This window comes from Glaciimonas sp. GNP009, from assembly GCF_054343755.1.
In genome coordinates, this window is the sequence record NZ_JBTGUV010000004.1 from 79,738 (window position 1) to 105,062 (window position 25,325).

General features: G+C 50.4%; 24 protein-coding genes. 9 read left to right on the plus strand and 15 right to left on the minus strand.

The window, feature by feature from the left end:
• Positions 1-16: 16 nt before the first annotated feature.
• The 3 genes from cobT to ACXX82_RS01480 form a co-directional block, all read right to left on the minus strand.
• Entirely contained in the window at positions 17-1,066 is a 1,050-nt protein-coding gene (cobT, locus tag ACXX82_RS01470) for a nicotinate-nucleotide--dimethylbenzimidazole phosphoribosyltransferase (protein ID WP_322239345.1), read from the minus strand.
• A gap of 305 nt (positions 1,067-1,371) precedes the next feature.
• Positions 1,372-1,710: a P-II family nitrogen regulator gene (locus tag ACXX82_RS01475; RefSeq protein ID WP_322239347.1), complete on the minus strand. Its 339-nt coding sequence runs from the start codon at positions 1,708-1,710 to the stop codon at positions 1,372-1,374.
• Between the two features lie 96 nt (positions 1,711-1,806).
• A complete protein-coding gene (locus tag ACXX82_RS01480) occupies positions 1,807-3,426 on the minus strand; it encodes an NAD+ synthase (protein WP_458562246.1) in 1,620 nt (539 codons plus the stop codon).
• Positions 3,427-3,971: 545 nt separating this feature from the next.
• Between ACXX82_RS01480 and ACXX82_RS01485 the strand changes: the two genes are divergently transcribed.
• Both ACXX82_RS01485 and ACXX82_RS01490 read left to right on the plus strand, forming a co-directional pair.
• Positions 3,972-5,174 carry a GNAT family N-acetyltransferase gene (locus ACXX82_RS01485; protein WP_458562247.1) on the plus strand — a complete coding sequence of 401 codons (1,203 nt, stop codon included), beginning with the start codon at positions 3,972-3,974 and terminating at the stop codon, positions 5,172-5,174.
• 164 nt (positions 5,175-5,338) lie between these two features.
• Positions 5,339-6,220 carry an EamA family transporter gene (locus tag ACXX82_RS01490; RefSeq protein WP_322239353.1) on the plus strand — a complete coding sequence of 294 codons (882 nt, stop codon included), beginning with the start codon at positions 5,339-5,341 and terminating at the stop codon, positions 6,218-6,220.
• 175 nt (positions 6,221-6,395) lie between these two features.
• On the opposite strand, the gene ppa is transcribed toward ACXX82_RS01490, so the two are convergent.
• From ppa to ACXX82_RS01510, 4 genes are all read right to left on the minus strand, one after another.
• Complete coding sequence (ppa, locus tag ACXX82_RS01495) at positions 6,396-6,938, minus strand: inorganic diphosphatase (protein WP_322239355.1); 543 nt, start codon at positions 6,936-6,938, stop codon at positions 6,396-6,398.
• A 259-nt stretch (positions 6,939-7,197) separates the two neighbouring features.
• Positions 7,198-7,971 carry an alpha/beta fold hydrolase gene (locus ACXX82_RS01500; protein WP_458562248.1) on the minus strand — a complete coding sequence of 258 codons (774 nt, stop codon included), beginning with the start codon at positions 7,969-7,971 and terminating at the stop codon, positions 7,198-7,200.
• Positions 7,972-8,016: 45 nt separating this feature from the next.
• Positions 8,017-8,244 (minus strand): hypothetical protein, encoded by a 228-nt coding sequence (locus tag ACXX82_RS01505; RefSeq protein ID WP_322239359.1) that lies wholly within the window; start codon positions 8,242-8,244, stop codon positions 8,017-8,019.
• Between the two features lie 355 nt (positions 8,245-8,599).
• Positions 8,600-9,193 carry a GNAT family N-acetyltransferase gene (locus tag ACXX82_RS01510; RefSeq protein WP_458562249.1) on the minus strand — a complete coding sequence of 198 codons (594 nt, stop codon included), beginning with the start codon at positions 9,191-9,193 and terminating at the stop codon, positions 8,600-8,602.
• 176 nt (positions 9,194-9,369) lie between these two features.
• Between ACXX82_RS01510 and ACXX82_RS01515 the strand changes: the two genes are divergently transcribed.
• From ACXX82_RS01515 to ACXX82_RS01545, 7 genes are all read left to right on the plus strand, one after another.
• The gene (locus ACXX82_RS01515; RefSeq protein WP_322239363.1) at positions 9,370-10,260 is read left to right on the plus strand and encodes an HTD2 family dehydratase; all 891 of its coding nucleotides are present in this window, start codon (positions 9,370-9,372) and stop codon (positions 10,258-10,260) included.
• Positions 10,261-10,269: 9 nt separating this feature from the next.
• Entirely contained in the window at positions 10,270-11,430 is a 1,161-nt protein-coding gene (locus ACXX82_RS01520) for an acyl-CoA dehydrogenase family protein (protein WP_322239365.1), read from the plus strand.
• A 12-nt stretch (positions 11,431-11,442) separates the two neighbouring features.
• Positions 11,443-12,621 (plus strand): CaiB/BaiF CoA transferase family protein, encoded by a 1,179-nt coding sequence (locus ACXX82_RS01525; protein ID WP_322239367.1) that lies wholly within the window; start codon positions 11,443-11,445, stop codon positions 12,619-12,621.
• A 19-nt stretch (positions 12,622-12,640) separates the two neighbouring features.
• Positions 12,641-13,996: an MmgE/PrpD family protein gene (locus tag ACXX82_RS01530; protein ID WP_458562250.1), complete on the plus strand. Its 1,356-nt coding sequence runs from the start codon at positions 12,641-12,643 to the stop codon at positions 13,994-13,996.
• 147 nt (positions 13,997-14,143) lie between these two features.
• The gene (locus ACXX82_RS01535; RefSeq protein WP_458562251.1) at positions 14,144-14,413 is read left to right on the plus strand and encodes a hypothetical protein; all 270 of its coding nucleotides are present in this window, start codon (positions 14,144-14,146) and stop codon (positions 14,411-14,413) included.
• A 48-nt stretch (positions 14,414-14,461) separates the two neighbouring features.
• Complete coding sequence (locus tag ACXX82_RS01540; RefSeq protein ID WP_458562252.1) at positions 14,462-15,280, plus strand: transposase; 819 nt, start codon at positions 14,462-14,464, stop codon at positions 15,278-15,280.
• Positions 15,277-15,408: a hypothetical protein gene (locus ACXX82_RS01545; RefSeq protein ID WP_322239375.1), complete on the plus strand. Its 132-nt coding sequence runs from the start codon at positions 15,277-15,279 to the stop codon at positions 15,406-15,408. The genes ACXX82_RS01540 and ACXX82_RS01545 overlap by 4 nt, the downstream gene beginning before the upstream one ends.
• Before the next feature lie 241 nt (positions 15,409-15,649).
• Here the strand turns inward: ACXX82_RS01545 and flgL are convergent, their stop codons facing one another.
• From flgL to flgE, 8 genes are all read right to left on the minus strand, one after another.
• Positions 15,650-16,861 (minus strand): flagellar hook-associated protein FlgL, encoded by a 1,212-nt coding sequence (gene flgL, locus ACXX82_RS01550; RefSeq protein WP_322239377.1) that lies wholly within the window; start codon positions 16,859-16,861, stop codon positions 15,650-15,652.
• 104 nt (positions 16,862-16,965) lie between these two features.
• Entirely contained in the window at positions 16,966-18,939 is a 1,974-nt protein-coding gene (flgK, locus tag ACXX82_RS01555; RefSeq protein WP_322239379.1) for a flagellar hook-associated protein FlgK, read from the minus strand.
• Between the two features lie 212 nt (positions 18,940-19,151).
• The gene (gene flgJ / locus ACXX82_RS01560; RefSeq protein WP_322239381.1) at positions 19,152-20,195 is read right to left on the minus strand and encodes a flagellar assembly peptidoglycan hydrolase FlgJ; all 1,044 of its coding nucleotides are present in this window, start codon (positions 20,193-20,195) and stop codon (positions 19,152-19,154) included.
• Between the two features lie 21 nt (positions 20,196-20,216).
• A complete protein-coding gene (locus ACXX82_RS01565; RefSeq protein ID WP_322239383.1) occupies positions 20,217-21,335 on the minus strand; it encodes a flagellar basal body P-ring protein FlgI in 1,119 nt (372 codons plus the stop codon).
• 60 nt (positions 21,336-21,395) lie between these two features.
• The gene (locus ACXX82_RS01570; RefSeq protein ID WP_322239385.1) at positions 21,396-22,181 is read right to left on the minus strand and encodes a flagellar basal body L-ring protein FlgH; all 786 of its coding nucleotides are present in this window, start codon (positions 22,179-22,181) and stop codon (positions 21,396-21,398) included.
• Positions 22,181-22,963 (minus strand): flagellar basal-body rod protein FlgG, encoded by a 783-nt coding sequence (flgG, locus tag ACXX82_RS01575; RefSeq protein ID WP_322239387.1) that lies wholly within the window; start codon positions 22,961-22,963, stop codon positions 22,181-22,183. Before flgG ends, ACXX82_RS01570 begins: the two co-directional genes overlap by 1 nt.
• Before the next feature lie 195 nt (positions 22,964-23,158).
• Positions 23,159-23,902 carry a flagellar basal body rod protein FlgF gene (locus tag ACXX82_RS01580; RefSeq protein ID WP_322239389.1) on the minus strand — a complete coding sequence of 248 codons (744 nt, stop codon included), beginning with the start codon at positions 23,900-23,902 and terminating at the stop codon, positions 23,159-23,161.
• Between the two features lie 94 nt (positions 23,903-23,996).
• Positions 23,997-25,286 (minus strand): flagellar hook protein FlgE, encoded by a 1,290-nt coding sequence (gene flgE / locus ACXX82_RS01585; protein ID WP_458562253.1) that lies wholly within the window; start codon positions 25,284-25,286, stop codon positions 23,997-23,999.
• Positions 25,287-25,325: the final 39 nt, after the last annotated feature.

A 25,325-nucleotide genomic window follows, 5' to 3' on the forward strand; every position in this document is an offset into this window, starting at 1 on the left:
CATGGCTATTCAGTATTCACTGTGCATGCGGAGGCGTAGAAATAGAATCAACCGCTGCCGAGTCAAAGGTCGCCATTTCCGTCATAAAAAGTACCGCCGCCTGCACCAGAGGTAATGCCAGCGCTGCGCCCGTACCCTCGCCCAAACGCAAACCTAATTGCAGTAATGGTTGCGCTTTAAGGAACGTCAACATCTGTTGGTGGCCTCGCTCGTCCGAGCAATGCGCAAAAATGCAGTAATCCAGGATTTCGGGACGCAACTGTGCGGCGACCAGTAATGCGCTGGTAACAATGAATCCATCGATCAGCAAAACCATGCGGCGTTCGGCAGCAGCCAGCATCGCACCGACCATCATGGCGATTTCAAAACCACCAAATGTCGCCAATACATCAAGCGGCGCAACGATGCCACCGTGAAAACTGACCGCACGCTGAATCACATTTTGCTTATGCAAAATTCGGGCAGCATCAAAGGCGGTTCCCGCCCCCACGCAATCGACCAGCGGCAAGCCGGTGATCTTGTGCATGATGGCCGCCGCTGCGGTGGTATTGCCGATTCCCATCTCTCCAAAACCAACGATATTGCCGGTTAGCCCCCCAATCAGGTCCATGCCGTGTTCCATGGCTGTGGTGCATTGCTCAGCGGTCATCGCCGACTCGTTAGCAAAATTTCGCGTTCCGAAACCGACTTTTTTACCGATTAACTGAGGAGGCCAACCGAAATCATGATTAACACCAGCATCAACTATCTGCAAAGCGCAATTATTTTGACGTGCAAAAACATTAATCGCCGCATTTTGGTTGAGAAAATTTTCAACCATTTGCCACGTCACACTTTGTGGATAAGCAGAGATATTCTCGGCGACGACACCATGGTCAGCGGCGAATATAAGGATAGCTGGCTGGATGAATGTCGGACGCGTGGTTTTTTGGATCAATCCGATTTGAAGGCCGATTGCTTCTAACGCACCCAAACTGCCTAACGGCTTGGTTTTATTATTGATGACAGTGGTGATGGTATTACTGAGATCGCTATCCTGAATGGATACAATGTGAGGAATCTGCATGGCAATATTGTCCGATGTGTTTCTGTAATGGTTTCTAGAATCTGCGCGGCGTCCACGATACAACGTTTGCGCCAAAACACTTCAGAAAACGGCAGCAAAGGTGTTGCTGCCCACATACTGCCGACATGCGCGCACAGCGGTAATGCGTTCTGCGTCAAAGGTAAGACAGCGCGGCCCGTCTGTATTCCACCTAAACTCCGCATCAGGAATTGGCAGATACACGATGTTACGACGAGCCGATACAACCATGCGTGCTGTAAAGCCAGGTTTTTAAGTCCGGTCTTAAAGCCCTGTCTTAAAGCGTCTTATACTGCTTCCGAACCAGTTTCGCCGGTACGAATGCGGATAACTTGCTCGACTTCGCGGACAAAAATCTTACCGTCACCAATCTTGCCAGTACGCGCAGCTTTGATGATGGCATCAACAGCTTGCTCAGCAAGCGCATCGTCAATCACCAATTCAACTTTTACTTTTGGCAAAAAATCGACGACATATTCCGCGCCGCGATACAACTCGGTATGGCCTTTTTGGCGACCAAAACCTTTGACTTCAGTGACGGTTAAGCCATTGACGCCGACTTCGGCCAACGCTTCGCGTACTTCGTCCAGTTTGAACGGTTTGATAATGGCAGTAATTTGCTTCATGACAACTCCTTTATGCAATTAACAAAAATCTTTTGATACAGGAAGAAAGAAAAGGAGACCAAGAGCGCTCGACACAATTATGTCATGCTCCAAGCTTCACTCTTTAAACTTTGAAGTAATCGGGTAACGCCAGTCACGACCAAACGCACGGTGCGTCACACGACAACCAACCGGTGCCTGTCGACGCTTGTATTCGTTGATCTTGATCAGACGCGTAATACGTTGAATATCATCAATCGAATAACCGGCGGCTTCGATCTCGGCAATGCTCTGATTCTCTTCCATGTACATTTGCATAATGGCGTCTAACACATCATACGGCGGCAGCGAATCCTGATCAGTCTGATCAGGCCGCAGTTCGGCCGACGGTGGACGCGTCAAAATGCGGGTGGGAATCACTTCACCCAGCGTATTTCGATATGCGCACAAGCGATACACCAGCGTCTTGGCAATATCTTTAATAACAGCAAAACCGCCCGCCATATCACCATACAGCGTGCAATACCCCACTGCCATTTCGCTCTTATTTCCAGTGGTCAATACAATTGAGCCAAATTTGTTCGACAACGCCATCAGCAGGGTGCCACGAATACGCGCCTGGATGTTTTCTTCGGTAGTGTCTTCAGCTATGCCCTCAAACTCGCTAGCCAACGTGGATTTGAAAGCGCTGAAACAATCATTAATGGATATTTCATCATAGCGCACACCCAGTCGCTGCACCATATCGCGCGAGTCAACCCACGACATTTCTGCTGTATAAGGAGACGGCATCATGATACAGCGTACTTTTTCAGCCCCCAGCGCATCGACCGCGATCGCCAACACCAATGCCGAATCCACACCGCCAGACAAACCCAGCAAGACACTGGGGAAACCATTCTTACCAATATAGTCGCGCACGCCCAACACCAAGGCCTGGTAGACCTGCGCCTCTACCGACTGCGTAGGCGTAATCGAGGATGGGCCAACCAGCGGTGTCGCGCCATCAAATTCGATGATCTGCAAGTCTTCCTGCGCGTGCTTCAGCTGCGCCGCGACTTCACCGTACTGGTCCATCACAAACGAGTTACCGTCAAAGATCAATTCATCCTGCCCGCCCACCAGATTGGCATACACCAGCGACAAACCTTTTGCCGTGACGTTCGCCCGCATGATGTCGTAGCGCAGATGTTGCTTGTTCATATGGTACGGCGAGCCATTCGGCACCAGTAAAACCTGCGCGCCAGCGGCACGCGCGCGCGCGGGCGCATGCGAAAACCAGGTATCTTCGCAAATATTCAGACCGAAACGAACGCCTTTTACTTCAAAAACAAATGGCACATCAGAGGCTGAGAAATAACGCTTCTCGTCAAAAACAGCATCGTTCGGCAACGCGTATTTGCAATAAGTACCTGACAACGCACCATTAACGATCACGGATGCAGCATTAAAACGTGCGCCATTTTGCAAAATGGGATGGCCGACCACAACATGTACGTCACGTAAATCTGCCAGGTCCGCGATCAATGCGGTCATTGCTTCCTCAGTCTTATCGTAGAAAGCCTGACGTAATAATAAATCTTCTGGCGGATAGCCCACCAACGACAACTCCGGCGTTAATACGATGTCCGCGCCCTGCTGAGCGGCACGACGTGCAAATTCAGCGATTTTGGCGCGATTACCGGCAAGATCACCGACGGTGCTATTGATTTGAGCGATGGCGACTTTGACTGTCATGGCGATGAATATGAAATGTAATTGATGATGAAAACAGCGAAATTAGGCGAAATAACAAATTCAAGCCCCGATTATCGCATGGGTGTCACATGCGTATCGTTTATGTATAACCTATCTTCCGCTTGCTTATCTCTTCGCATGCGCTATTTGTTGCTTGCGCCCGGCTAATCACATATTTATTGGATTGCTATTGCGCTTTATTCTCACTGTTTAGCCTGATCGTCTCTCTTTTATAAAACGTTTAGGAGCTTATAAACCCCATTCAACCCTCACTTAAACACAGAAAAAGTTGTCTTCCCGTGGCCCTAAAGGCTTTCAAAGCCCAGATGAAAAGTCACTACGATACGGTTTTCTTGACTATTTATTCTCATGACCACCATGCCATTGTTCGCGAAACTGGACCGACCACTCGGCATAAAAAGGCCTGTAATAGCAGAAACTTCCATGACGCCAACCTTTATTAGTCATGCCAGAAGATTATCTCCGAGAGTGCTAAACTCAATCCTTTCCTCGTAATCTCTGGCTTCCCAGATCGTATTGACTAAGTGAATAAGCAAACACCACCACCGCCAACATTGAAATTTACACCCCGCATTGTTTCCTCTCTGGATGAAATTGGGCAACCCGCGTGGGATGCTTTGCTTGCGCTTCAAGCAGAGAACAATCCATTTTTATCCTTTGCGTTTTTGCACGCATTGCACGAAACCGGTTGCGCCTCCGAAAAATCTGGCTGGCAACCGCAATATTTAACGTTGTGGGATAACGCTGAGGAAAACACTAACGATACGGCAACCGTGCCGCAATTGATGGCAGCGCTTCCCCTGTACGTAAAATACCACTCGTATGGCGAGTACGTGTTCGACTGGGCCTGGGCGGATGCGTATCAGCGTAGCGGTTTGGAGTATTACCCAAAGTTGCTGTCGGCAATTCCATTCACGCCCGTTACCGGCAGTCGCCTGCTGGCGCGCGATGCGGCATCCGCTGCGGCGTTGATCGACCTGCTGAAAACCTTACGCGTAGATACGCAGACTTCTTCTACCCATATTTTGTACCCGCCGCCAGAACAGGCCAAAGCGCTGCATGCGGCAGGATTTTTATTGCGCAGCGGCGTCCAGTTTCATTGGCTCAATCCGGGTTATCGTGACTTTGATGCATTTCTCGATACATTAGAACGTAAAAAACGCAAAAACATTCGTGCCGAACGGCGTAAGGTCGCCGAGGCTGGCGTCACCTTCCGACACGTACGCGGTGTCGATGCAACAGAGTCAGACTGGGTATTTTTTAATCGCTGCTATCGCCATACTTATTCTGCCCATCATTCCACACCTTATTTAAACCTGGCATTCTTTCAACGCATCGGTGCGACGATGCCACAAAATATCTTATTAATCGTGGCCGAGCGCGCGGGACGACCAATTGCGTCATCACTGTTGATTCACACAGAGACAACCTTGTATGGTCGCTATTGGGGCGCAATTGAAGAAGTCCCTTGTCTACATTTTGAAACCGCTTATTACCAACCCTTAGAGTTTTGCATTGCGCAAAAAATCGGTTGCTTTGAGGGCGGCGCACAAGGCGAACATAAAATGGCGCGTGGATTTCTGCCACAGAAAACCTGGTCAGCACATTGGCTCGCCCGCCAAGATTTTTCCAACGCCGTCGCCAATTTTTTAGAGAGGGAAACCGATGGCATTGAGGCTTATATGGATGAACTCAATGATCGCAATCCCTTCAAAGGCGACGGTTGATTTCCTAATACCCGCTTTGCGTCTTGGCGCGCGACCACAGTCGACCAACTTGACGCATAAGCACCACCGCACCACCAACCGTTACCCCTTCCTTATCGATCAGAAAGATTTGCTACCACGCAGCGCCCATCCGTAAGATGGCCCTGTCACGCAGAACCTCACCTATGCAACCGACCGACATTCTTCTCGCACTTCTTACCGTCACCATTTGGGGTTTTAATTTTGTCGTCATCCGAATAGGTCTGCATGACTTACCACCTTTATTTTTCTCGGCCCTGCGTTTCATTTTTGCGGCGATACCATTGATATTTTTCATCAAGCGCCCAGCCATACCCTGGCGTCTTTTGATCGCTTACGGTCTATTCCAATTTGCGCTGCAATTTGCGTTGCTGTTTTCGGGCATGCATCTGGGATTTACGGCGGGACTCGCGTCGTTGGTGATACAGCTTCAGGCCTTCTTCACCATCGGATTAGCAGTCTTGATTTTAAAGGAGCGTCCACGCGCCGCACAATTAATTGGCGCGTTTATCGCATTAGCTGGCATGGCCCTGGTTGCCATCCATGTTGATGGCACTGCCACTTTCATCGGCTTCTTGCTCGTGGTCTGCGCTGGCGTGAGTTGGGCCTCAGCCAACATCGTCACCAAAACCATCGGCAAAGTCAATCCATTGGCGCTCGTAGTATGGGGATCGTTAATCGCCGTGCCACCTTTATTATTGGCATCATTTTTGACCGAAGGCCCCGCTTCATGGACCAATGCAATCAGCCACTTCACCTGGATATCCGCTGGCGCGGTACTGTTTAATTCGTATCCAAATACGATCATCGGCTTTGGTATCTGGTCCGTCCTGATGCGCAAATACCCGACGGCCACTATCGCGCCATTTGCATTATTAGTGCCGGTAGTGGGAATGCTGAGCGCAACGCTGGTGTTAGACGAACCGTTGCAATGGTGGAAAATTGTGGCGGGATTACTCGTATTATGCGGACTGGCTTTGAATCAATTCGGCGCAAAACTCATGCTGATACTCAAACCAAACAAATAATGCTTAAGTGACGCCTATCAACAACAAACGATGCATCAAGCGGACTTGAACGGGCAAAAGTTGTACCGTTTTAGTGTTAATTACTTGCAGCCACTCAACATAATCGCAGGCGTTATTTCTTGCGTGGCATAAAAAAAGCGCACCGAAGTGCGCTTATCTTAAAAGGAAGCAAAAATTATTTTGCTTCCAATGTTTTATTGTAAGCTGCCACACCCGCCAAAATTTCTTCGCGCGCATCTTCTGGACCGCCCCAACCATCAATCTTGACCCATTTACCTTTTTCCAGATCTTTGTAATGCTCAAAGAAATGTTGAATCTGGTTCAGGCGCAATTCATTCATGTCTTCCGGCTTTTGCCAATGCGTGTAGATACTCAACACTTTATCGACTGGCACGGCCAATAGCTTGGCATCCTGACCCGCTTCATCCGACATTTTCAGCACGCCGATAGGACGGCAGCGCACAACCACCCCAGGAAACAACGGGAAAGGCGTAATCACCAATACATCAACAGGATCGCCATCATCCGACAAGGTTTGCGGAATATAACCGTAGTTGCACGGATAATGCATCGCCGTACCCATGAAACGATCAACAAAAATCGCGCCCGACTCTTTGTCGACTTCGTATTTGATTGGATCAGCATTCATTGGAATTTCAATGATCACATTGAAATCATTCGGCAAATCACGCCCTGAGGATACGTCGTTCAAGCTCATGTTGTCTCTCGTCTTGTAAGGATGGGTAAAATAATGAATGCGAAATTATAACGGTTCCAGACGCCATCATGCACTGCAACATTTAAAGAAGACGGCGAACCATTATCAAAATAATAATAATGTTACAATTTTGACCGCTTTCTAAGACCTTTTTACTATCCACAAATACAATGTGTTATGCGCACAACAATAGATTTAAAAAGAGTGCCTCACTACATGAAGTAATTGACGCTAAATGTGGTGAGCAATGCGGCATACATTACGCCACAAAATCCACCACGGCATTCAACACATCATCTTGCTGGTCCCGATGGGGTGAATGGCCACAATGCGCAAGGGCAACATACCGGGCATTCGGCACAGCCGCCACGATCAAATCGACTTGATTCATGCTGAAATACTCGTCCTCCACGCCTTGAATAACGAGTGTTGGCGCGTGAATATCCGCCAGGAATTGCTCGATATTCCAGTCTTGAAAAACAGGCGAGACCCATGTGTCGTACCAAGACCAAAAAACCTGATCGACATCTTTATGATGCCTTTGGAGTTTTAGACGAAAATCAGTCGTTTCGAAGGCTTTTTTAGCCTTAACAATGCCTTCAATCGCCTGTTGCTCGACATTCACGTGCGGCGCTTCCAGCACAATAGAGAGCACACGTTCGGGAAACAGCGCAGCAGCAATAATCGCCATCGATGCACCATCGCTATGACCGAATAAATGCGCCTGAATCACGCCCAATGCATCCATCACCTGCGGTACCAATTCCGCTTCCTGCTCAATATAATCCGGCAGACGCTGACCTAAAGGCCCGTCAGAGTCACCATAACCCTGCCGCGACCATGCAATCACCTCGAGACCCGTAACACGCGCCAGTTCGACAGGGAAATTGCGCCAGATCGAAACTGATCCAAGCGCCTCATGCATGAGCATAATCGGTGGCTGCGAGCCGGGCCAGCGTTGATAAGCTAACCGTATGTTATGAATTTCAACGAAACCCTTTTCATCCATAATATCTTTCTTGAAGTTGTCCATGAACTTAACGAACGGTTAGTTGTATGTCAGTCTACAGTTCCTTTATCAGGCAACAGACCCATTTAGTGCCAATACTTCCTCTTGTGCTTTTTTCAGTAGAGATTGCGCCGTCTCCAAGACTTCCTGAATGGTAGATTTTTGAAGTTGGTCGTACTCGCTGTCAAATGCCATGGACAAAGCAGCGAGGACCGCAGAAGTACGACTGTGCAGAATCGTGAGACTGTCCAGGATATCGATCGTTTTTACGGTACGTGTTTGAGCGTTTGCAGACATGGCAACTTCCTTGGATAGTGTTTAATCCGCGCCCCGTTTCCAAGCGGGGTGGGCGGAAAATGGCAGGGTTGGAAAACCAGTATCCAAAGCAACCGGCAGGCCGAAGCCTCCCCACCATTACCGCCCAAAGAAGGCTTAACAGGGTTTTCGCACGAAAAAAAACGGCATTGCGCCGTTCGTACGCTTTGGATAAATCAGGTTTCCAATCCCGAATCCCTCTTTTTCAGAGACATTTTTAGTATCTAGTAGTTTTGGCGAACACGCAAGCGTTAAGGTTTATCCACCGCAGAAAACATGCTCCCACAAAGTTAATACGACAAAATGCAGCGAGGGCAGCTTTCCATAAAACTACTCATCATCTCGGCTTGGTAAGTTGGTAATTCAAGTGCACCTTCACCGTCGGCCATTCACCAGCAATAATGCTGTACACGCACGTATCACGCAAAGTACCGTTTGGCGAAATCTGATGCTGCCGCAAAATACCATCCAACTTAGCGCCCAGTCGCTCAATACCAGCACGGCTTTGCAGATTAAAGAAATGTGTACGAAATTCGACCGCGATGCAGTCCAGTTGTTCAAAAGCGTGCGTCAGCAACAGAAGCTTGCATTCAGTATTAAGCGGGCCGCGCTGGACCCGTTTGCGATACCAGGTTGAGCCGATTTCAAGACGTCGATTTGCCGAATCGATATGCATATAAGTCGTCATCCCAACTGCCTGACCGGTGGCGTTGTCGATAATCGCAAAGGGCAGCATCGCACCCTTCTCTTGCAGGTCGAGACGTCTGCTAATCTCCGCGTCCAATTTATCAGGCGTCGGGATCGACGTGTACCACAAGTTCCAAAGCTCGCCATCTTTCACGGCCTCGATCAAATCATCTTTGTGCGCAGGCGACAACGGTACTAACGATGCGAATTGTCCGGTCAATGTTACTGGTTGCGTCAAGCTCATCTTCCTCTTTCTTTTAAAAATCACGACTACTTCGTTATGAAATGATAATTTTCCGCGTCAACGCGCAGGGAGAGAAACTTAACCGAAATCGCAGCCCCCCTTCCAAAAATGCAAATTGCAGCATCGCAGTACCTCGCACACACTGAATGCTTCGATTGAAACTATAAACTGCCATCATGACCTTCGATACCCCTGATCCTCTTTTATTGCAACAGTGGGTCGGAAATACGACAACTTCCGACGACCTTATTACGGTCGGCGCTGTCAACGCACTGGCTGCAATCCTTGACCGCCCGACTTTATTCGCCGCAGGTGCAGCTTTGCCGCCGTTATGGCACTGGATTTATTTCTGGTCAGTAGCGCCTCAGGCTGAACTGGGCAGTGACGGACATCCACAACGCGGCGGCTTTTTGCCGCCTGTGCCTTTGCCACGCCGCATGTGGGCTGGCGGTCGGCTGAAGTTCGGTCCCCCACTTCCGATCGGAGTCGTTGCAACCCGCTCCTCGCGTATACAAAACGTAACCGAAAAACGCGGCGCATCCGGCAATCTGGCTTTTGTAACCGTCCAGCATCAAGTTGCGCATGCAGGCCAAGTTTCTATTACCGAAGAGCACGATATTGTTTATCGTGCCATGCCAGAACGGGGCGCTGCCACTTCAGTGGCCAAGCTTGCGCCGACCGAAGCCGCATGGTCGCGCACCATCACGCCGGACCCAGTGCTTTTATTTCGTTACTCTGCACTCACTTTTAATGGTCATCGCATTCATTATGATCGCAGCTATGCGAGCGAGGTCGAGGGCTATCCCGGTCTGATCGTGCATGGTCCATTGATTGCTACGATGTTGGCCGATTTACTACAGCGCAATATGCCGGACGCGTCATTGGTCGCATTCAATTTTCGCGCAGTTGGTCCATTGTTCGACACCGAACCCTTCACCGTTTGTGGACAGCCAGACGCCGATGGCCGTACGGTGCGACTCTGGGCCAAAAACAATCGCGGCGAACTCGCCATGCAGGCGGAAGCAACACTTGGCGAACTTGCCGACGCAACAGTCAACCCATCATAAAGAACCAGAATGTCTACTCAAACCAATACTTACGAAGATATCCGCGATGCTGTGCGCGCTTTATGCAGCGAATTTTCGGGAGAGTATTTCCGCAAGATCGATGAAGCGCGAGGCTATCCAGAGGAATTTGTTAACGCGCTGACTAAGGCCGGTTGGCTGGCTGCGCTGATTCCGCAAGAATACGGTGGCTCTGGACTTGGCTTGACCGAAGCGTCCGTGATCATGGAAGAGATCAACCGTGCTGGCGGTAATTCTGGTGCCTGTCACGGTCAAATGTACAACATGGGCACGTTATTACGACACGGTTCGCCTAAGCAGAAAGAATTGTATCTGCCAAAAATTGCCAGCGGCGAATTACGCCTGCAATCGATGGCCGTAACAGAGCCAACCACCGGCACAGACACCACCAAAATCACCACCACGGCAGTACGCAAGGGCGACCGCTATGTCGTCAATGGCCAGAAAGTGTGGATTTCACGGGTCCAGCATTCGGACTTAATGATCTTGCTGGCCCGCACCACGCCGCTAGCCGAGGTGAAGAAAAAATCGGAAGGCATGTCGATCTTCGTGGTTGACCTGCGTGAAGCCATCGGTAATGGCCTGACAGTGCGCCCTATCCTGAATATGGTGAACCACGAAACCAACGAATTATTCTTTGAAAACCTCGAAATTCCAGTCGAAAATTTGATCGGTGAAGAAGGCAAAGGCTTCAAATATATTCTGGATGGCCTGAACGCAGAACGCACGCTGATCGCCGCCGAATGTATCGGTGATGGCTACTGGTTTATCGACAAGGTGACAAAATACGTTAATGAACGCATTGTATTTGGTCGTCCAATCGGACAAAACCAAGGCGTGCAGTTCCCTATCGCAAAAGCCTATGTCAATCTGGAAGCGGCAAACCTGATGCGCTACAAAGCGTGCGAATTGTTCGACGCGCACTTGCCCTGCGGCACGGAGGCGAACATGGCCAAAATGCTGGCGGCCGATGCTTCATGGGAAGCCGCCAATGCATGCCTTCAATTCCATGGCGGATTTGGTTTTGCGTGCGAGTACGACATTGAGCGTAAATTCCGCGAGACCCGCCTGTATCAGGTCGCGCCAATCTCGACCAATTTAATCCTATCCTACGTTGCTGAGCATGTGCTCGGCATGCCCCGTTCATTCTAATTGGAGAGTTCCATGCGTCCATTGGATGGCATTACCGTAATCACACTTGAACAGGCAATTGCCGCGCCGTTTTGTACTCGCCAACTGGCCGACCTCGGCGCACGCGTCATCAAGGTCGAGCGACCAGGCGTTGGTGACTTTGCACGCGCTTATGACGAACGCGTACACGGATTGGCCTCGCACTTCGTATGGACCAATCGGTCCAAAGAAAGTCTGACGCTTGACGTCAAGCATCTGGAAGCCGACAGCATTTTGACCAAGTTACTCGAAACCGCGGACGTGTTTGTACAAAACCTGGCCCCGGGAGCCGCCGCACGACTTGGCCTATCATATGAAGCATTGCACGAAAAATTTCCACGCCTGATCGTCTGCGACATCTCCGGCTACGGCGCAGATGGTCCGTATCGCGATAAGAAGGCCTACGACCTGATGATACAGAGCGAGTCCGGATTTCTATCGATCACCGGCTCACCCGATGAACCGGCCAAAGCAGGATGCTCGATAGCGGATATCGCTGCGGGCATGTATGCGTACTCCAACATCCTTGCGGCACTCATCCAGCGTGGCAAAACCGGTCAGGGTTGCAACATTGACGTATCGATGCTTGAAAGCATGGTCGAGTGGATGAACTATCCGCTGTACTACGCCATCGATGGCGCATCGCCACCACCACGCGCCGGAGCCGCGCACGCGACAATTTATCCTTACGGACCATTCCTCGCTGGTGACGGCAAGGTTGTCATGCTTGGCCTTCAGAATGAACGCGAATGGGCGCTATTTTGCGACAAAGTGTTGCAACAACCGGCATTGACCAGCGACCCGCGTTTCTCTTCAAACTCTGCGCGTACGGCAGCGCGAGAAGCATTACGCACAATCATTATTGATGCCTTCTCCACCCTGAGTTCAGCCCAAGTGATTGAACGTCTTGAATCAGCGCAGATTGCCAACGCGCAAATGAACGACATGCACGATATATGGGAACACGCACAATTAAAGGCACGTCAGCGCTGGGTGGAAGTCGACACACCCGTCGGAAAAATTCCCGCTCTACTACCGCCCGGCATACCCAATACCTACACGCCGCGCATGGATGCTGTTCCTGGATTAGGTCAACACACTGATGCCATCCTGAACCAAATCGGCTATGACAACGACGCTATCGTCGCTCTGCGTGCACAGCACGCTATTTAATAAGAATAAACAATTTACCATGACTGATCACCCTAGCCAGACCTTAGCAAACTTCGCCGCCACTTTGCGTTTTGAAGACATCCCCGAAGCAGTCGTAAGACGCGCCGAAGACCTGATGCTGGACTGGTTCGGCTCCGCTTTGGCCGGCAAGAACGGCAGGCCGGTAAAAACGATTGAATGGTTTGCAACCCAGATGGGCCCGGCCACCGGCACCTCCGAAATTCTCATCTCGCGCCGTCAAACCACACCGTTATTTGCGGCAATGGTCAACGCCGCCTCCTCCCATTTTGCAGAACAGGACGATGTCCATAACGGCTCGGTATTTCACCCCGCCGCCGTCGTTTTTCCCGCAGTGCTGGCGGTGGCGCAATCACTCGGCAGCAGTGGACGCGAGCTGATTACCGCTGCCGTCGCAGGTTACGAAGTCGGCATCAGGGTCGGTGAATTTCTTGGCCGCTCGCATTACCGGATATTTCATACCACCGGAACCGCCGGAACAATCGCCGCTGCCGCAGCGGTCGGACATTTATTAAAACTGACGCCTGAGCAGATGCTGCACGCATTCGGGTCAGCTGGCACACAAAGCGCAGGATTGTGGGAATTCCTGCGCGACGCGGCCGACTCGAAGCAATTACATACGGCTAAAGCAGCTGGCGACGGATTGATGTCTGCCTACCTCGCCAGCGAAGGATTTACTGGCGCAAGACGGATTCTTGAAGGCGCGCAAGGCATGGGAGCTGGCATGTCGACCGATGCCGATCCAGCGAAGCTGACCGATCGTTTGGGCGAGCGCTGGACATTAGCGGAGACGTCATTTAAGTTTCACTCATCTTGCCGCCATACACACCCTGCGGCCGATGCGTTGTTGGCAGTGGTCACGCAACATGACCTCGCCCCTGATCAGATAGCCCGCGTAGTCACGCATGTGCATCAGGGCGCTATTGATGTTCTTGGTCCGGTGGTCAATCCGCAGACGGTGCATCAGGCAAAGTTTTCGATGGGGACGGTGCTTGGGTTGATTGCGCAGTTCCGCTGTGCGGGGTTGAGGGAATTTGAGTCGTTTTATAACGATGCGCGAGTTGCTGCATTTTGCGATAAGGTGAGTATGAAGCTGGATGAGGAAGTCGATGGTGCTTATCCCGCGCGCTGGATTGGTAAGGTAACGGTTGAGACGGTTGATGGGCGGACGTTGCAGGGTCGGGTGGATGAGCCTAAGGGTGATCCGGGGAATACTTTGACGCGTGAGGAATTGGAGTTGAAAGCGTTGCGGTTGGCGGAGTTTAGTGGGGCTGCTAGCACGGCTGAGATGCAAGTGGTGTTTGGGAGGATTTGGGGAATTTTGGGATGTGGGAAAGTGGAGAGGTTGTTGGGATAAAGATGCGGTTGCGTTTATGGGCGTTGGGTCTTCGTTAATTAACATGGTTTGGTGCTCCGTGAGGGCTGGTCGGGGCTACCCATATGCGCTAACCAGAACCAATAGCTGTTAACATTTGGAAATTGAAATAGATCTCCAAAATAAAGAATGCAAACAAACTGTTACAACACAGTGAGTGAAGACTGGTCGAAGATAGTTGCTTTGCTTCCTGATGGTTGGGAAGATAAGGCACAGACGTTGGGCGCCTTAAAGTATGGTCGGCAATTTTCTGGGCCGGATAATTTATTGCGCGTGTTGCTGATGTATTTCAGTGATGGTTATTCGATGCGTGAAACGGTGGCGCGTGCTCGGGTTGGCAACGTGGCGAATATCTCAGATGTTGGCTTGCTCAAGCGGATCAATAAATCGGGGGAATAGTTACGCTGGATGACGGAGCGCTTAAGCAAAGAGAGGCCGATGGAGGGCATGAATTGCTCTGCCTTGGCAGGAAGGCGGATCTTGGCGGTGGATGGCAGCGCGATTCGGGAGCCGAGTGCAATTACGTCGAGCTGGCGCTTACATTATGCGCTCGATATCGGGACCTTAGCCTGTCATGAGATGGAAATTACAGACGGCAAAGTAGGTGAATCATTAAGCCGGTTTGCGGTACAAAAAGAGGACGTCATCGTAGCTGACCGTGGCTTTGCTAACCGGCGTGGTGTCAATCACGTGCTGGATCGAGCGGGTGATATTCTGGTGCGGATGAATCTGTCAAGCCTGCCCTTACAAGATGAGGCAGGCCAACCCTTTGTCCAGCTGGCGCATTTAACTTCTTTGAAGATGGTACAAAGCGGAGAATGGCCAGCGACGATGCAAGGTCAAGGTACCAATGAAAGCATAGCGGTACGTGTGTGCGCCTATCGGAAGAATGAAATACAGCGTGCCGAGAGCGAACGGAAGTACTACCAATACCTCAACAAAAAGCAGCAGAAATTCCAGGCTGATACTGTGGCGGCAACAGGTTATATAGTGCTCTTGACGCGTTTGAAGGGCCCGAATGCCGAGGCCATACTGGCGTTATACCGGCATCGCTGGCAGATTGAACTGGCGTTCAAAAGAATGAAGTCGTTGCTGGGATTGGGTCATTTAAAAAAGAAGGATGCCGAGGGTGCTAAGGGTGCTAAGGGTGCTAAGGCTTGGCTTCAGGGGGAAATTATTGGTTGCATGTCTGATCGAGTGGTTGATTGCATTGGACGATCATTTTTCCCCTCTCGGCCCTACGCAGCACGAAGAAAAAAGTTATGAAACATCGCTGCCGGTGGCGTGAAATGGCGTTGGTGCATTGGCTGCTCAGCGCCACCGTCAATCCCCGTTTGTCGTTGTTTGCTTGTATTGAACGGTGGGGAGAAGTCAGCCGATTTTTTTTTGCGTGAGCCCCCGCGAAAGAAACGTCAATATCAGCAGGATCAATTTAGGAAGGGTAAATTTGGTTAGCGCATATGGAGCAACCCCCGACAAGCATCCACGGAGCACAAACCGTTTAATTAACGAAGGCCGAAGTTTACCACCTTGTGTTGCCTTTGAAGTGGCTTTTAACCTACATAGACAGTTAAACGAATAAGCCCAAGCAAAAAACAAAAAACAAAAAAACCAACACCTACCACCAAAACAAAATCACAAATAATTCATCAACGAAATTTTCTGTATTTTCATAAAAGCCAACTGCGTTGCCTGTAAAGAAACCTGCCGCTGCGCCAACTCCACACTAGCCTTAACCACATCCAAATCCTGCAAATCCGACAAATAACTCTGATCCGAAATATTACGCGCCGAACCGCTATTATCCAAAGCATCCACCTCATTCAACCGCGACCCAACCGACGCAGAAACCGTCAACACATTATCCAAAGAATTCGCCAATTTAACATTCACCGTACTCAGTGAATTCAACAACTGCGTACGATCAGCAGATGTCCCATTATCGATCGGCTTACGTAGCGCTGAAATCACGTCCCCAAGTGCCGAAAAAATATCGCTACCCGCATTTTTTGCAGTAGAAACATTCATCTTATCGCCATCTGCAGGCGTCCCGCTCACACTGATTTGCACACCACCAAACGTAATTGGCGCACCATCAACAAATGTGCCGGTTGCGACTTCTTCAGGAGGCTTGGCGATAGTTGTGACCGTATATTTTCCAGCACTAAAACTAATCGAAAAATCTTTACCAAAGTTCACATCTGTCGCATCAGTCACAGCACTTGAACCAAACACAGCCGTACCGTTATTGCTAGCAGGTGACGAAGTGACATAACGCGCACCACCCTGGACTGATTGAAAAATTGAGCGACCGTCATCAGTAGCTGCCATCTGGCGCGAAGCATCAACCTGCATCAAGCGCTGTCCCTGATCACCGACAAAGGCAACCGCTCCGTCGGCTTGCTTAACAAACGGTGGCGTACCGCTTTGAAATCCGGCAAATATAAACTGCCCATTACCATCAGCAGTATTCGCTAATCCTAGCAACTGATCGTAATTGCTTTGCAACGTGGTCGCGATAGATGCACGATCGGAATCTGACAGAGAACCATTACCACCCTGCACTACTAACGACTTGATATTGTTATAAATATTCGTGACGCTGTCGAGAATATTTCCTTCTAGCGACAAGGTTTGTTTGACTTGATTTCGGCTGCTGGCGTATTGTCCATTAAGCGATATCGCCTGCGCCGTAGCCAATGCACGAGTCGCTGCAATTGGATCATCGGAAGGAGCCAGTATTTTGGTGTTAGCACCGATTTGCTGTTGTACGCGTAGCAAATTGGCCTGCTGTGTACTCATTGCGGCCTGGCTTTGCTCATAAAACGATTGGGTACTAATGCGCATCAAATTCTCCTGATGAATGATAGAGCGGTGGCGATATACAATAAAAGTCGCACCGTTCTGAGTAACATTTCAATATTATTTAATTTTTTGGAGAGGACGATCGCTCAGGTATGAATCCCCAATACGGCATCAAACATCGTTGACGCCGTCTGAATCACTTTTGCATTCGCTTGATACATCTGCTGAAACATTAAGAGATTCGCGGTTTCTTCATCTTGATTGACACCCGATACCGACTGCTGTGCAGCTTTGATTTGCGCGGTCAGACTGGTTTGAGCGGTACTCGCTATTTGTACTTGTCTGGTCTTGTTACCCACCGAACTTACCAGTTGAGAGTATGAATCGTTAAAACTAGCCGTTCCGGCATTCATCGTTTTTTTACTTTGCAAAGCGCCTAACAACAACGCATTACTACCATCAGATACGCCACTGGAATTTGGCTTAAGGGTAAACTGATCGCCGGTAGAAGGCGATCCGGTAATAGAAATCGAAACACCGTCAAAACGCATCTTTGCGCCAGCTGTATACGGCACGGGCGTACCCGGATTATAGATTTGAGTTGTGCCATCAGCCGAGGTCACACTCACACTGGCATTTGACGGAAATCCTGTCAGGGTATTTGTTGCCTTGTCGTAAGTAAGTGTTGTTGTTCCCGTAAGCGGAGCATTTAAATAAGCTGCATCAATCACGGGCGCGCTGATAACACCAGTACCTTGATTGCCAGCAACGTTACCGGTCAGAACTGGATTTGCCGCGGCCAATTTAGCTGGGTCGGTCGCGATCACGCTCAAGTCACGCCCACCGTTGCGCGTGGGTTGAATGAGAAAAGAATCGCCAGACTGTGCCTTACCGCTTCCTATCGCCATCGTGACACCGTCAAATGTGACGGGAAAATCTGCATCGCTGTAAGTGTTAATTACCTTGTTATCAGACAGCCTGGTTAGTGAATACGCCAGAGCGCCGGGAGCGCCGCTAACAGTCAGCGTGTAGTCGCTGGTAGTCAGTTGTCCAACATCCGAAAAAGTCGGGGCCAGTTTCATGTCACCCTTATTACGATCATTCGAGATCGCTGAAGGACTGGCCTGTGAAAAGAAATCCTGCCCCAATGCACCAGACAAATCCACGCCCAACTTGTGTTGCGCATTGAATGTATCTGCTAACGAAATAGCGATTCGTCCAAGGGAATTTTGTGCATCGCCTAATGCCTCATTACGAAACTGTAATAAACCACCAAGTGAACCACCGGTCAGCACGCTATCCTGCATTTCAACCGGTTTGCCATTGGCATTGATGACCGCCACCGCAGAACGACTCGGGTCGGCAGCGGAGTTCACCACTTGTAAGGTTGATGCTTTAGCGCCGAGTACCAATGTTTGTCCGTTGCCGATAAATACGTTGTACTGACCACCATCTTGCACCACAACCTTGGTCGCTACCAGCTTACCCAAATCACTCACCATTTGATCACGCTGATCCAACAAATCATTCGGTGCCTGTGTGCCATCAACGCCACCGACCAAGGTGATCTGCTTATTGATATTAGCGATCTGATCCGCCAAGGTGTTAATCTGATCAACGTTCCCACTGATTTGCTGATTTACGCCACTATTCATATCGTTTAGTTGCAAACTCATCGAGCGATACTGATTGGCGACGGCTTGTGCCGCACTCACCATTTGCTGACGCGCTGCCGGATCAGACGGGGTATTAGCAACACCCTGAACACTGGTAAAGAACGTCTGCATTAACGGTGCCAGACCAGCAGTCTGGTTAGCCAGCAGATTGTCAATCTGACTCACCTGCGAAAAGAAGGTCGATAGGGCCTCATTAGTCCCCTGCGCCTGGTTCAGTTGGGAGGTCAGGTATTGATCATAGCTGCGAACGACGTTGGTGACTGCCGCGCCATTCCCAAAAAAACCAACACTAGGCGCATAAGTCCCACCACCCGAACCGACAACAGCGGTCTGGCGACTATAGCCGGGAGTCGCAAAATTAGCCGAATTATGTCCCGCGGTGAGCAGCGATGCTTGCGCTGCATTCAAACCGCTTAAACCGATATAAAACATACTATTCGACATAATTCCATCCTGAAAAAATCAAGTAACTGCTTTGAGTACACAACTTATATTGGATATAACGGCTGTTGCGGCAAATACCTGAAGGCCAGAAACAGCATTATTTTGCTTAATCTGTGTTGCGTGATCGTTGCTGCCATCGCTTGGTTGCAGCAAACGTTGAACACTGGCGGCCATGCATTACTTTTACAAATGCCCGAACGTCCAAAATTGAATCAACTTATCTGCTGCATAATACGGACCAGTTTATCCCCGTATTGCGGATCTGTCGCATATCCCGCGCGCTGTAATCCATATGCTGCGGCTGCAGGATCACGTGTTGCCAATACATTCGCGTAGCGTGGATTACTCGCCAAAAAATTGGCGTAATCCGTAAATGCTTCCTGGTACGATCCATAAGCCCGAAACGTCGCGCGGGTATGTTGGGCCGCGCCATTAACGTATTCAGTAGTAGCAGCTTCTACCACTGGACCCGTCCAGTTTTTACCGGCTTTGATACCGAATAAGTTGTAGCTTTGCGTACCGTCGTCAGCTTTGACTTCACGCCGCCCCCAACCCGACTCCAATGCCGCCTGCGCCAGAATCAATTGCGATGGCAGGCCTGTGGCTTGACTGGCAGCCTGCGCTGGCACCGCCATATTACTGACAAATTGTTGAATGGTTGCTTGTGAGGTGCTGCCCGCATTCGCCGGACGAGCTGATTTGCCCGACGCGGCCTCATAAAAGGACAAATTGGGTATAGCGACCGCTTGCTGCAATCCGAGTTGAGATAACTGTTGCGCATCTTGCAGCAAATAGAGAGATTGCTTTGGCGATAATGGCATGAGCGGAGCTGGTCCGGTCTGATTCTGCGACCCATCCGGTGGCTGCGCACGCTGATTTGCGTCTCGCGTCAGTTGAGCAGCCATGGCCTCAGCCAGACCAAGTCCACGACCTGATAAATTCTGGGACAATTGTTGATCCAGCATTGAGGTGTAAGTTTTTGTTTGCTGGCTATCGAACGGTCCATCGGAGGGTGTCGCGTCACGCATGCTCTTCAACACCATCTGCATGAACATTGCCTCAAACTGACGCGATACCTGCTTGATGCCTTCGGCTGGTGAATTCTTGTTAGTCCGGCGTAAGACGTCCACGCCCTGCACATCAAGCGCAAAGCGTTGATCCAGATCGCCACTGCGATTACCGGGGATGGCCGGACTGGTAGCGTTGGCTGCTGTGGAACCGATGGGAAGATTACCTGGAGATGCAAGGACGTTCATATCGCCTTCAATATTCGTTCACTAAATAACTTCCAACTCGGCACGTAATGCACCAGCCGCTTTCATTGCCTGCAAAATCGATACCAAATCCTGTGGATTAGCACCCAATGTATTTAAACCGCGCACCACGTCCGCCAGCGATGCGCCGCCACGAACGACTTGTAAAGCGCCACCGCCTTGATTTAATTCAATTTGCGAGGTTTGTGCGACAACGGTATTGCCTCCGGCAAAGGCATTCGGTTGACTGATCACTGGCTGCGTGTTGATCACGACCGATAAGTTGCCGTGTGCGACGGCGCAATCAAGTACCCGTACAGTTTGATTCATCACCACCGATCCAGTACGCGCGTTGATGACAACTTTGGCCGGCGCTTTAGCCGGCGTGACATCAATATCTTCAATCTGGGCTAAAAAGCCAACTCGCTCTTCAGGTTGCGTCGGACCGAGAACGCGAATCACCCGTGCGTTCAGCGCCTGCGCAGTGCCCTCACCAAAAGTGCGATTGATCGCATTTACCGTTTTTTGCGCAGTGCCGAAATCTGAAACGTTCAGCTCCAGTATGAACGTTCCGGCTTCACCGATCGGCGACACTACCGCCCGCTCGATAACCGCGCCCGAGGGAATCCGACCAGACCCAAGTTGATTCACCTGCACTCTGCTGCCATTGGCGGACGCACCAGCCCCGCCGACCACCATATTGCCTTGCGCTACCGCGTAGACCATGCCATCAGCACCTTTCAAAGGCGTCATTAACAAAGTGCCTCCGCGCAGGCTCTTGGCATTGCCCAGCGACGACACGGTGACATCGATATTCTGACCGGGCTGGGCGAATGAAGGCAGACTCGCCGTTACCATGACTGCCGCAACATTTTTTAGCTGCATATTATTGCCCGCAGTGACCGAAATCCCCAATTGCGACAACATATTGCTTAGGCTCTGCGTAGTAAATGGCGTTTGCTGCGTTTGATCGCCTGTGCCATCCAGGCCAACCATCAATCCGTAACCAATCAACGGATTGTCACGAACGCCTTGAATGTTAACAAGTTCTTTCAAGCGCTCTGCTTGTGCTGGCAGTGGACTGAGGAATGCACAGAAAAGAATGCTGACAAATAAAGCCGCACAAGTCTTACTCACGCGCATTAGAATCGGTAAGGAACAGTAGTCGGTAAGCTGCTTAGGATACATATTGGGAGCGCTAACTCAGAACGGTAAGACATTGAGGAAGAAACGTTGCAGCCATCCCATGTTCTGCGCTTCGTCGATATAGCCCTTTGCACTATATTCAATACGTGCATCAGCGACTTGATTGGACGATACCGTATTGCTGCCAGTAACGGTACGCGGATTGACTACGCCAGAAAAACGGATGAACTCAGTCCCTTGATTAATCATCATTTGCTTCTCGCCGCTGACTATTAAATTGCCATTACCCAGGACTTCAGTCACGGTCACCGTAATTACACCGTTGAAGGTATTGGCCGCATTAGCACCACCCTTCGCCACCAATGCACTCTTTCCATCGGCTCCGGCATCAAGACCACCGAACAAGCCACCAAATAGTTTGGGAACTGCAGTGATCGCGGAACTAGCGCTACCGGTACGACTGGCATTGGTACCGGAATTCTTTGTGGCATTGACGTTTTCATTGACAACAATCGTCAAAATATCGCCGACATTACGCGGTCTTCTGTCTTCGAATAAAGCTTGTGATCCGTAGCCGGATTGAAAAATAGAGCCATTCACTGGCGCTACCGGACGGACTTCGGCACGTGCAGACATCGGCTGTTGTATCAACGGCTCACGCGGGATTTGCGCACAACCAGCCAATTGCGCAGTAAGTAGAACGATTACACCCGCCAACCTGATGTGCAAATTGCTATGCTTATCAGTGCAGTTGTGCGTATTTTTCGCCTCGCAGGCAATCTCACGCGTACGGCTATATTTTCCTGCCAACCGATCCAGACCAGCGTTAACCACTTCCATCATCACAACTGCGTCAGTTTTTGTAACATTTGATCTGATGTAGTCACGGCCTTGCTATTGATTTCATATGAGCGCTGAGTCTGAATCATGTTTACCAGCTCTTCCACCACGTTGACGTTGGAGCCTTCAACGTATCCCTGACTGAGCGTTCCACCGCCATTTTGGGCCGGCGCGGTTTGATTAGGACCTCCAGAAGCATCGGTTTCAATGTACAAATTTTCGCCCTGACTTTGTAAGCCGGTCGGATTCAGAAATGTCGCTAACTGGATTTGTCCCACCTGTACAGCAGCGGTGTTGCCCGGTTGCGTGACCGAAACAGTGCCGTCACGACCAATCGACATACTAGTAGCGTTTTGCGGCAAAATAATTGCTGGTTGCATCGGAAAACCGCTGGCTGTTACCAATTGACCGTTCTGGTCAGTTTGAAACGAGCCATCGCGGGTATAAGCTGTTGTACCGTCTGGCATCAAGACCTGAAAAAAGCCATCGCCGTTGATCGCGATATCCTTAGCGTTATCGGTCTTGGTCGGATTGCCCTGCGTATGGATTCTTTCAGTGGCCACCACACGCACACCGGAGCCGACCTGCAAACCCGACGGCATGCGCGTCTGATCCGACGTCTGTCCACCCGCCTGGCGCAGGTTTTGATACATCAGATCTTCAAATACAGCACGACTACGTTTAAATCCTGTAGTGCTGACGTTGGCAAGATTGTTGGAAATGACGTCGAGGTTGGTCTGTTGAGCGTCAAGACCGGTTTTAGCAATCGAAAGGGAACGCAACATCTAAAACTCCTGCAAGGTGGCCGAAGCCGTAATCAAATATTCTCGGGAAAGACTGGCTAGCTAGTCACCGGAACTGTGAAATGTTCAATCCAGATCGGAACAATCAAACGTGGCAAAATTGCATAACTATTCAGCCTGTATTCAAGCGAAACGATGAGACTCAGATTCAGCTTAAGCCTCAACCACAACTCAACCTCAACTCATGCTCAGCAATTGATTGGCATGTTGATCGTTCGTATCGGCGCTCTGCACTACTTTCATCTGCATCTCAAACTGTCGTGCATTGTTGATCATGTCAACCATCACTTCGACCGGATTCACGTTGCTGCCTTCTATCGCACCCGACGTAACAGTTACCGTTGGATCAGCTTCTGCGGCAGCCATCCCGTCACGCATACGAAACAAGCCATCATCGCCGCGCACTAAATCTGCGTTGGATGGCTTAACCAATTTCAACCGACCAACTCCCGCTGCGCCAGTGATCGGATCGCCCGCCCCCATAGCGGTAATCAATCCATCTTTGGTAATGCTTACAGTCGACCCCGGTGGCACGACCAGCGGACCGGCGTCGCCGATCACAGGTCGTTGATCCATGGTAGTCAATTCACCGCCAGCGCCAACCTGAAGATTGCCGACGCGTGTATACGCCTCCCCGCCATCGGATGCTTGTACTGCTAACCAGCCATTGCCATTGATGGCGACGTCCAATGCGCGACCAGTTTCTGTGATCGGACCATTGCGCATATCGGCTCCAGGCGTTGATGCCACTACAAACGACCTGGTTGCCGCACCTTCGCCGACTACCGGCACCGCGCGGAAGTTGTTGAGTTGCGCCCGAAAACCGGCAGTTGAGACGTTCGCCATATTGTTCGCTATGGAAGCTTGTTGCTCCATAGTTTGCTTGGCGCCGCTCATGGCGACATAAATCATCCGATCCATGATGCACTCTCTTTACATTGCGCTGCGCGGAGTTCATCAGACCAGTGATGACAGCATGAATCAAACGTCAGCAGGTGTAGTGATGGCAACTTCATTAGCGCATGCTCACCAAGGTCTGCATGACCTGATCTTGCGTCTTGACTGTTTGTGCATTGGCTTGATATGTGCGCTGTGCAATGATCATATTCACCAGCTCGCTAGTCAAGTCAACATTAGATGCTTCCAGCGCGCCGGAACGTAATGCTCCTACTTTGCTACCGACACCTGGCGCGCCAGTCAGCGGCTGACCGGAGGCAGCAGTTTCCGAATAGCCATTGTCGCCAGTAGGCACCAAGCCATCAGGGTTGGCAAATGCGCTCAATACGATTTGCCCCAGTGACTTGGTTTGCTCATTTGAATATTTGCCGGTAACCGTACCGTCCGGATTAATCGCAAAAGCGGTCAACGTACCCGAAGTGTAGCCATTTTGATTCTGGTTTTTGGCCTCACTGACATTCCCAAACTGACTAGTGCTAGTGATATCCATGCTGAACGCTAATGGGGTTGACCCGTTACCGAAATCCAGACCTGCAAAATTTATTTTCCCACCAGCAGGGCTAGTCGGTTGGCCCGCTGCATCAACGGATAGTTTTCCGTTAGTGTCAAAGGCAATGGCACTCAGTGCGGCACCACCGCTTGATGGCTTGGTCGCATCAGTGGCGTCAGGCGCCACTTTTGCACCGTTAGCATCTAGCGGCCAGCCGTCGGCCGTGGCGTACATACTCCACGCGTTAGCACCAGTTTTAACAAAATAGGTTGAAATTTCGTGTGAGTTACCGAGCGAATCAAACACCGTTGTCGCATTGGGATAGTTGTAAGTCGTCGAATCCGTAGCGTCGAATGGTGTTTTGATCGGGACCGCACTGCGCGAATCCAAATTGAATTGCGACACAATAGCGGTAGTCGATTTTGGTGCCATGGCAACTTGCGGTAACTGTAGCGCCGTTGGATTGCCACCACTCAAAGTACCGCTGGCGGTGACAGGATAGCCAGTCAGACGCAGACCGCTTGCGCTGACGATATAGTTATCTTTATCCACATTGAACTGGCCATTGCGTGAATAGGATATTTCGCCACTAGGACTAGCCAGACGAAAAAATCCATCCCCGCCCGTGATCGCCATATCGAGTGCTCGTGTGCTGGTCTGAACTGCACCTTGCGTGAAATTTTGCGTAATACCGGCAACATGCGTCCCCAGACCGACCCGTGAACCTGCATAGACATCAGCGAACAAAACACTACCTGTCTTAAATCCAACGGTCCCCGAGTTGGCAACGTTATTGCCGATAACATCGAGATTATTAGATGCGGCATTTAAGCCGCTTACTCCCTGTGCAAAACCCATTGTGTTTCCTTTTCGGATTGATTGTAAACAACCTAATTT

What these genes read in the sequence shown, in the direction of transcription:
- cobT (WP_322239345.1), bottom strand. Translation starts at nt 1,066, where the DNA reads ATGCAGATTCCTCACATTGTATCCATTCAGGATAGCGATCTCAGTAAT.
- ACXX82_RS01475 (WP_322239347.1), bottom strand. Translation starts at nt 1,710, where the DNA reads ATGAAGCAAATTACTGCCATTATCAAACCGTTCAAACTGGACGAAGTA.
- ACXX82_RS01480 (WP_458562246.1), bottom strand. Translation starts at nt 3,426, where the DNA reads ATGACAGTCAAAGTCGCCATCGCTCAAATCAATAGCACCGTCGGTGAT.
- ACXX82_RS01490 (WP_322239353.1), top strand. Translation starts at nt 5,339, where the DNA reads ATGCAACCGACCGACATTCTTCTCGCACTTCTTACCGTCACCATTTGG.
- ppa (WP_322239355.1), bottom strand. Translation starts at nt 6,938, where the DNA reads ATGAGCTTGAACGACGTATCCTCAGGGCGTGATTTGCCGAATGATTTC.
- ACXX82_RS01500 (WP_458562248.1), bottom strand. Translation starts at nt 7,971, where the DNA reads ATGGACAACTTCAAGAAAGATATTATGGATGAAAAGGGTTTCGTTGAA.
- ACXX82_RS01505 (WP_322239359.1), bottom strand. Translation starts at nt 8,244, where the DNA reads ATGTCTGCAAACGCTCAAACACGTACCGTAAAAACGATCGATATCCTG.
- ACXX82_RS01510 (WP_458562249.1), bottom strand. Translation starts at nt 9,193, where the DNA reads ATGAGCTTGACGCAACCAGTAACATTGACCGGACAATTCGCATCGTTA.
- ACXX82_RS01515 (WP_322239363.1), top strand. Translation starts at nt 9,370, where the DNA reads ATGACCTTCGATACCCCTGATCCTCTTTTATTGCAACAGTGGGTCGGA.
- ACXX82_RS01520 (WP_322239365.1), top strand. Translation starts at nt 10,270, where the DNA reads ATGTCTACTCAAACCAATACTTACGAAGATATCCGCGATGCTGTGCGC.
- ACXX82_RS01525 (WP_322239367.1), top strand. Translation starts at nt 11,443, where the DNA reads ATGCGTCCATTGGATGGCATTACCGTAATCACACTTGAACAGGCAATT.
- ACXX82_RS01530 (WP_458562250.1), top strand. Translation starts at nt 12,641, where the DNA reads ATGACTGATCACCCTAGCCAGACCTTAGCAAACTTCGCCGCCACTTTG.
- ACXX82_RS01535 (WP_458562251.1), top strand. Translation starts at nt 14,144, where the DNA reads ATGCAAACAAACTGTTACAACACAGTGAGTGAAGACTGGTCGAAGATA.
- ACXX82_RS01540 (WP_458562252.1), top strand. Translation starts at nt 14,462, where the DNA reads ATGAATTGCTCTGCCTTGGCAGGAAGGCGGATCTTGGCGGTGGATGGC.
- ACXX82_RS01545 (WP_322239375.1), top strand. Translation starts at nt 15,277, where the DNA reads ATGAAACATCGCTGCCGGTGGCGTGAAATGGCGTTGGTGCATTGGCTG.
- flgL (WP_322239377.1), bottom strand. Translation starts at nt 16,861, where the DNA reads ATGCGCATTAGTACCCAATCGTTTTATGAGCAAAGCCAGGCCGCAATG.
- flgK (WP_322239379.1), bottom strand. Translation starts at nt 18,939, where the DNA reads ATGTCGAATAGTATGTTTTATATCGGTTTAAGCGGTTTGAATGCAGCG.
- flgJ (WP_322239381.1), bottom strand. Translation starts at nt 20,195, where the DNA reads ATGAACGTCCTTGCATCTCCAGGTAATCTTCCCATCGGTTCCACAGCA.
- ACXX82_RS01565 (WP_322239383.1), bottom strand. Translation starts at nt 21,335, where the DNA reads ATGCGCGTGAGTAAGACTTGTGCGGCTTTATTTGTCAGCATTCTTTTC.
- ACXX82_RS01570 (WP_322239385.1), bottom strand. Translation starts at nt 22,181, where the DNA reads ATGATGGAAGTGGTTAACGCTGGTCTGGATCGGTTGGCAGGAAAATAT.
- flgG (WP_322239387.1), bottom strand. Translation starts at nt 22,963, where the DNA reads ATGTTGCGTTCCCTTTCGATTGCTAAAACCGGTCTTGACGCTCAACAG.
- ACXX82_RS01580 (WP_322239389.1), bottom strand. Translation starts at nt 23,902, where the DNA reads ATGGATCGGATGATTTATGTCGCCATGAGCGGCGCCAAGCAAACTATG.
- flgE (WP_458562253.1), bottom strand. Translation starts at nt 25,286, where the DNA reads ATGGGTTTTGCACAGGGAGTAAGCGGCTTAAATGCCGCATCTAATAAT.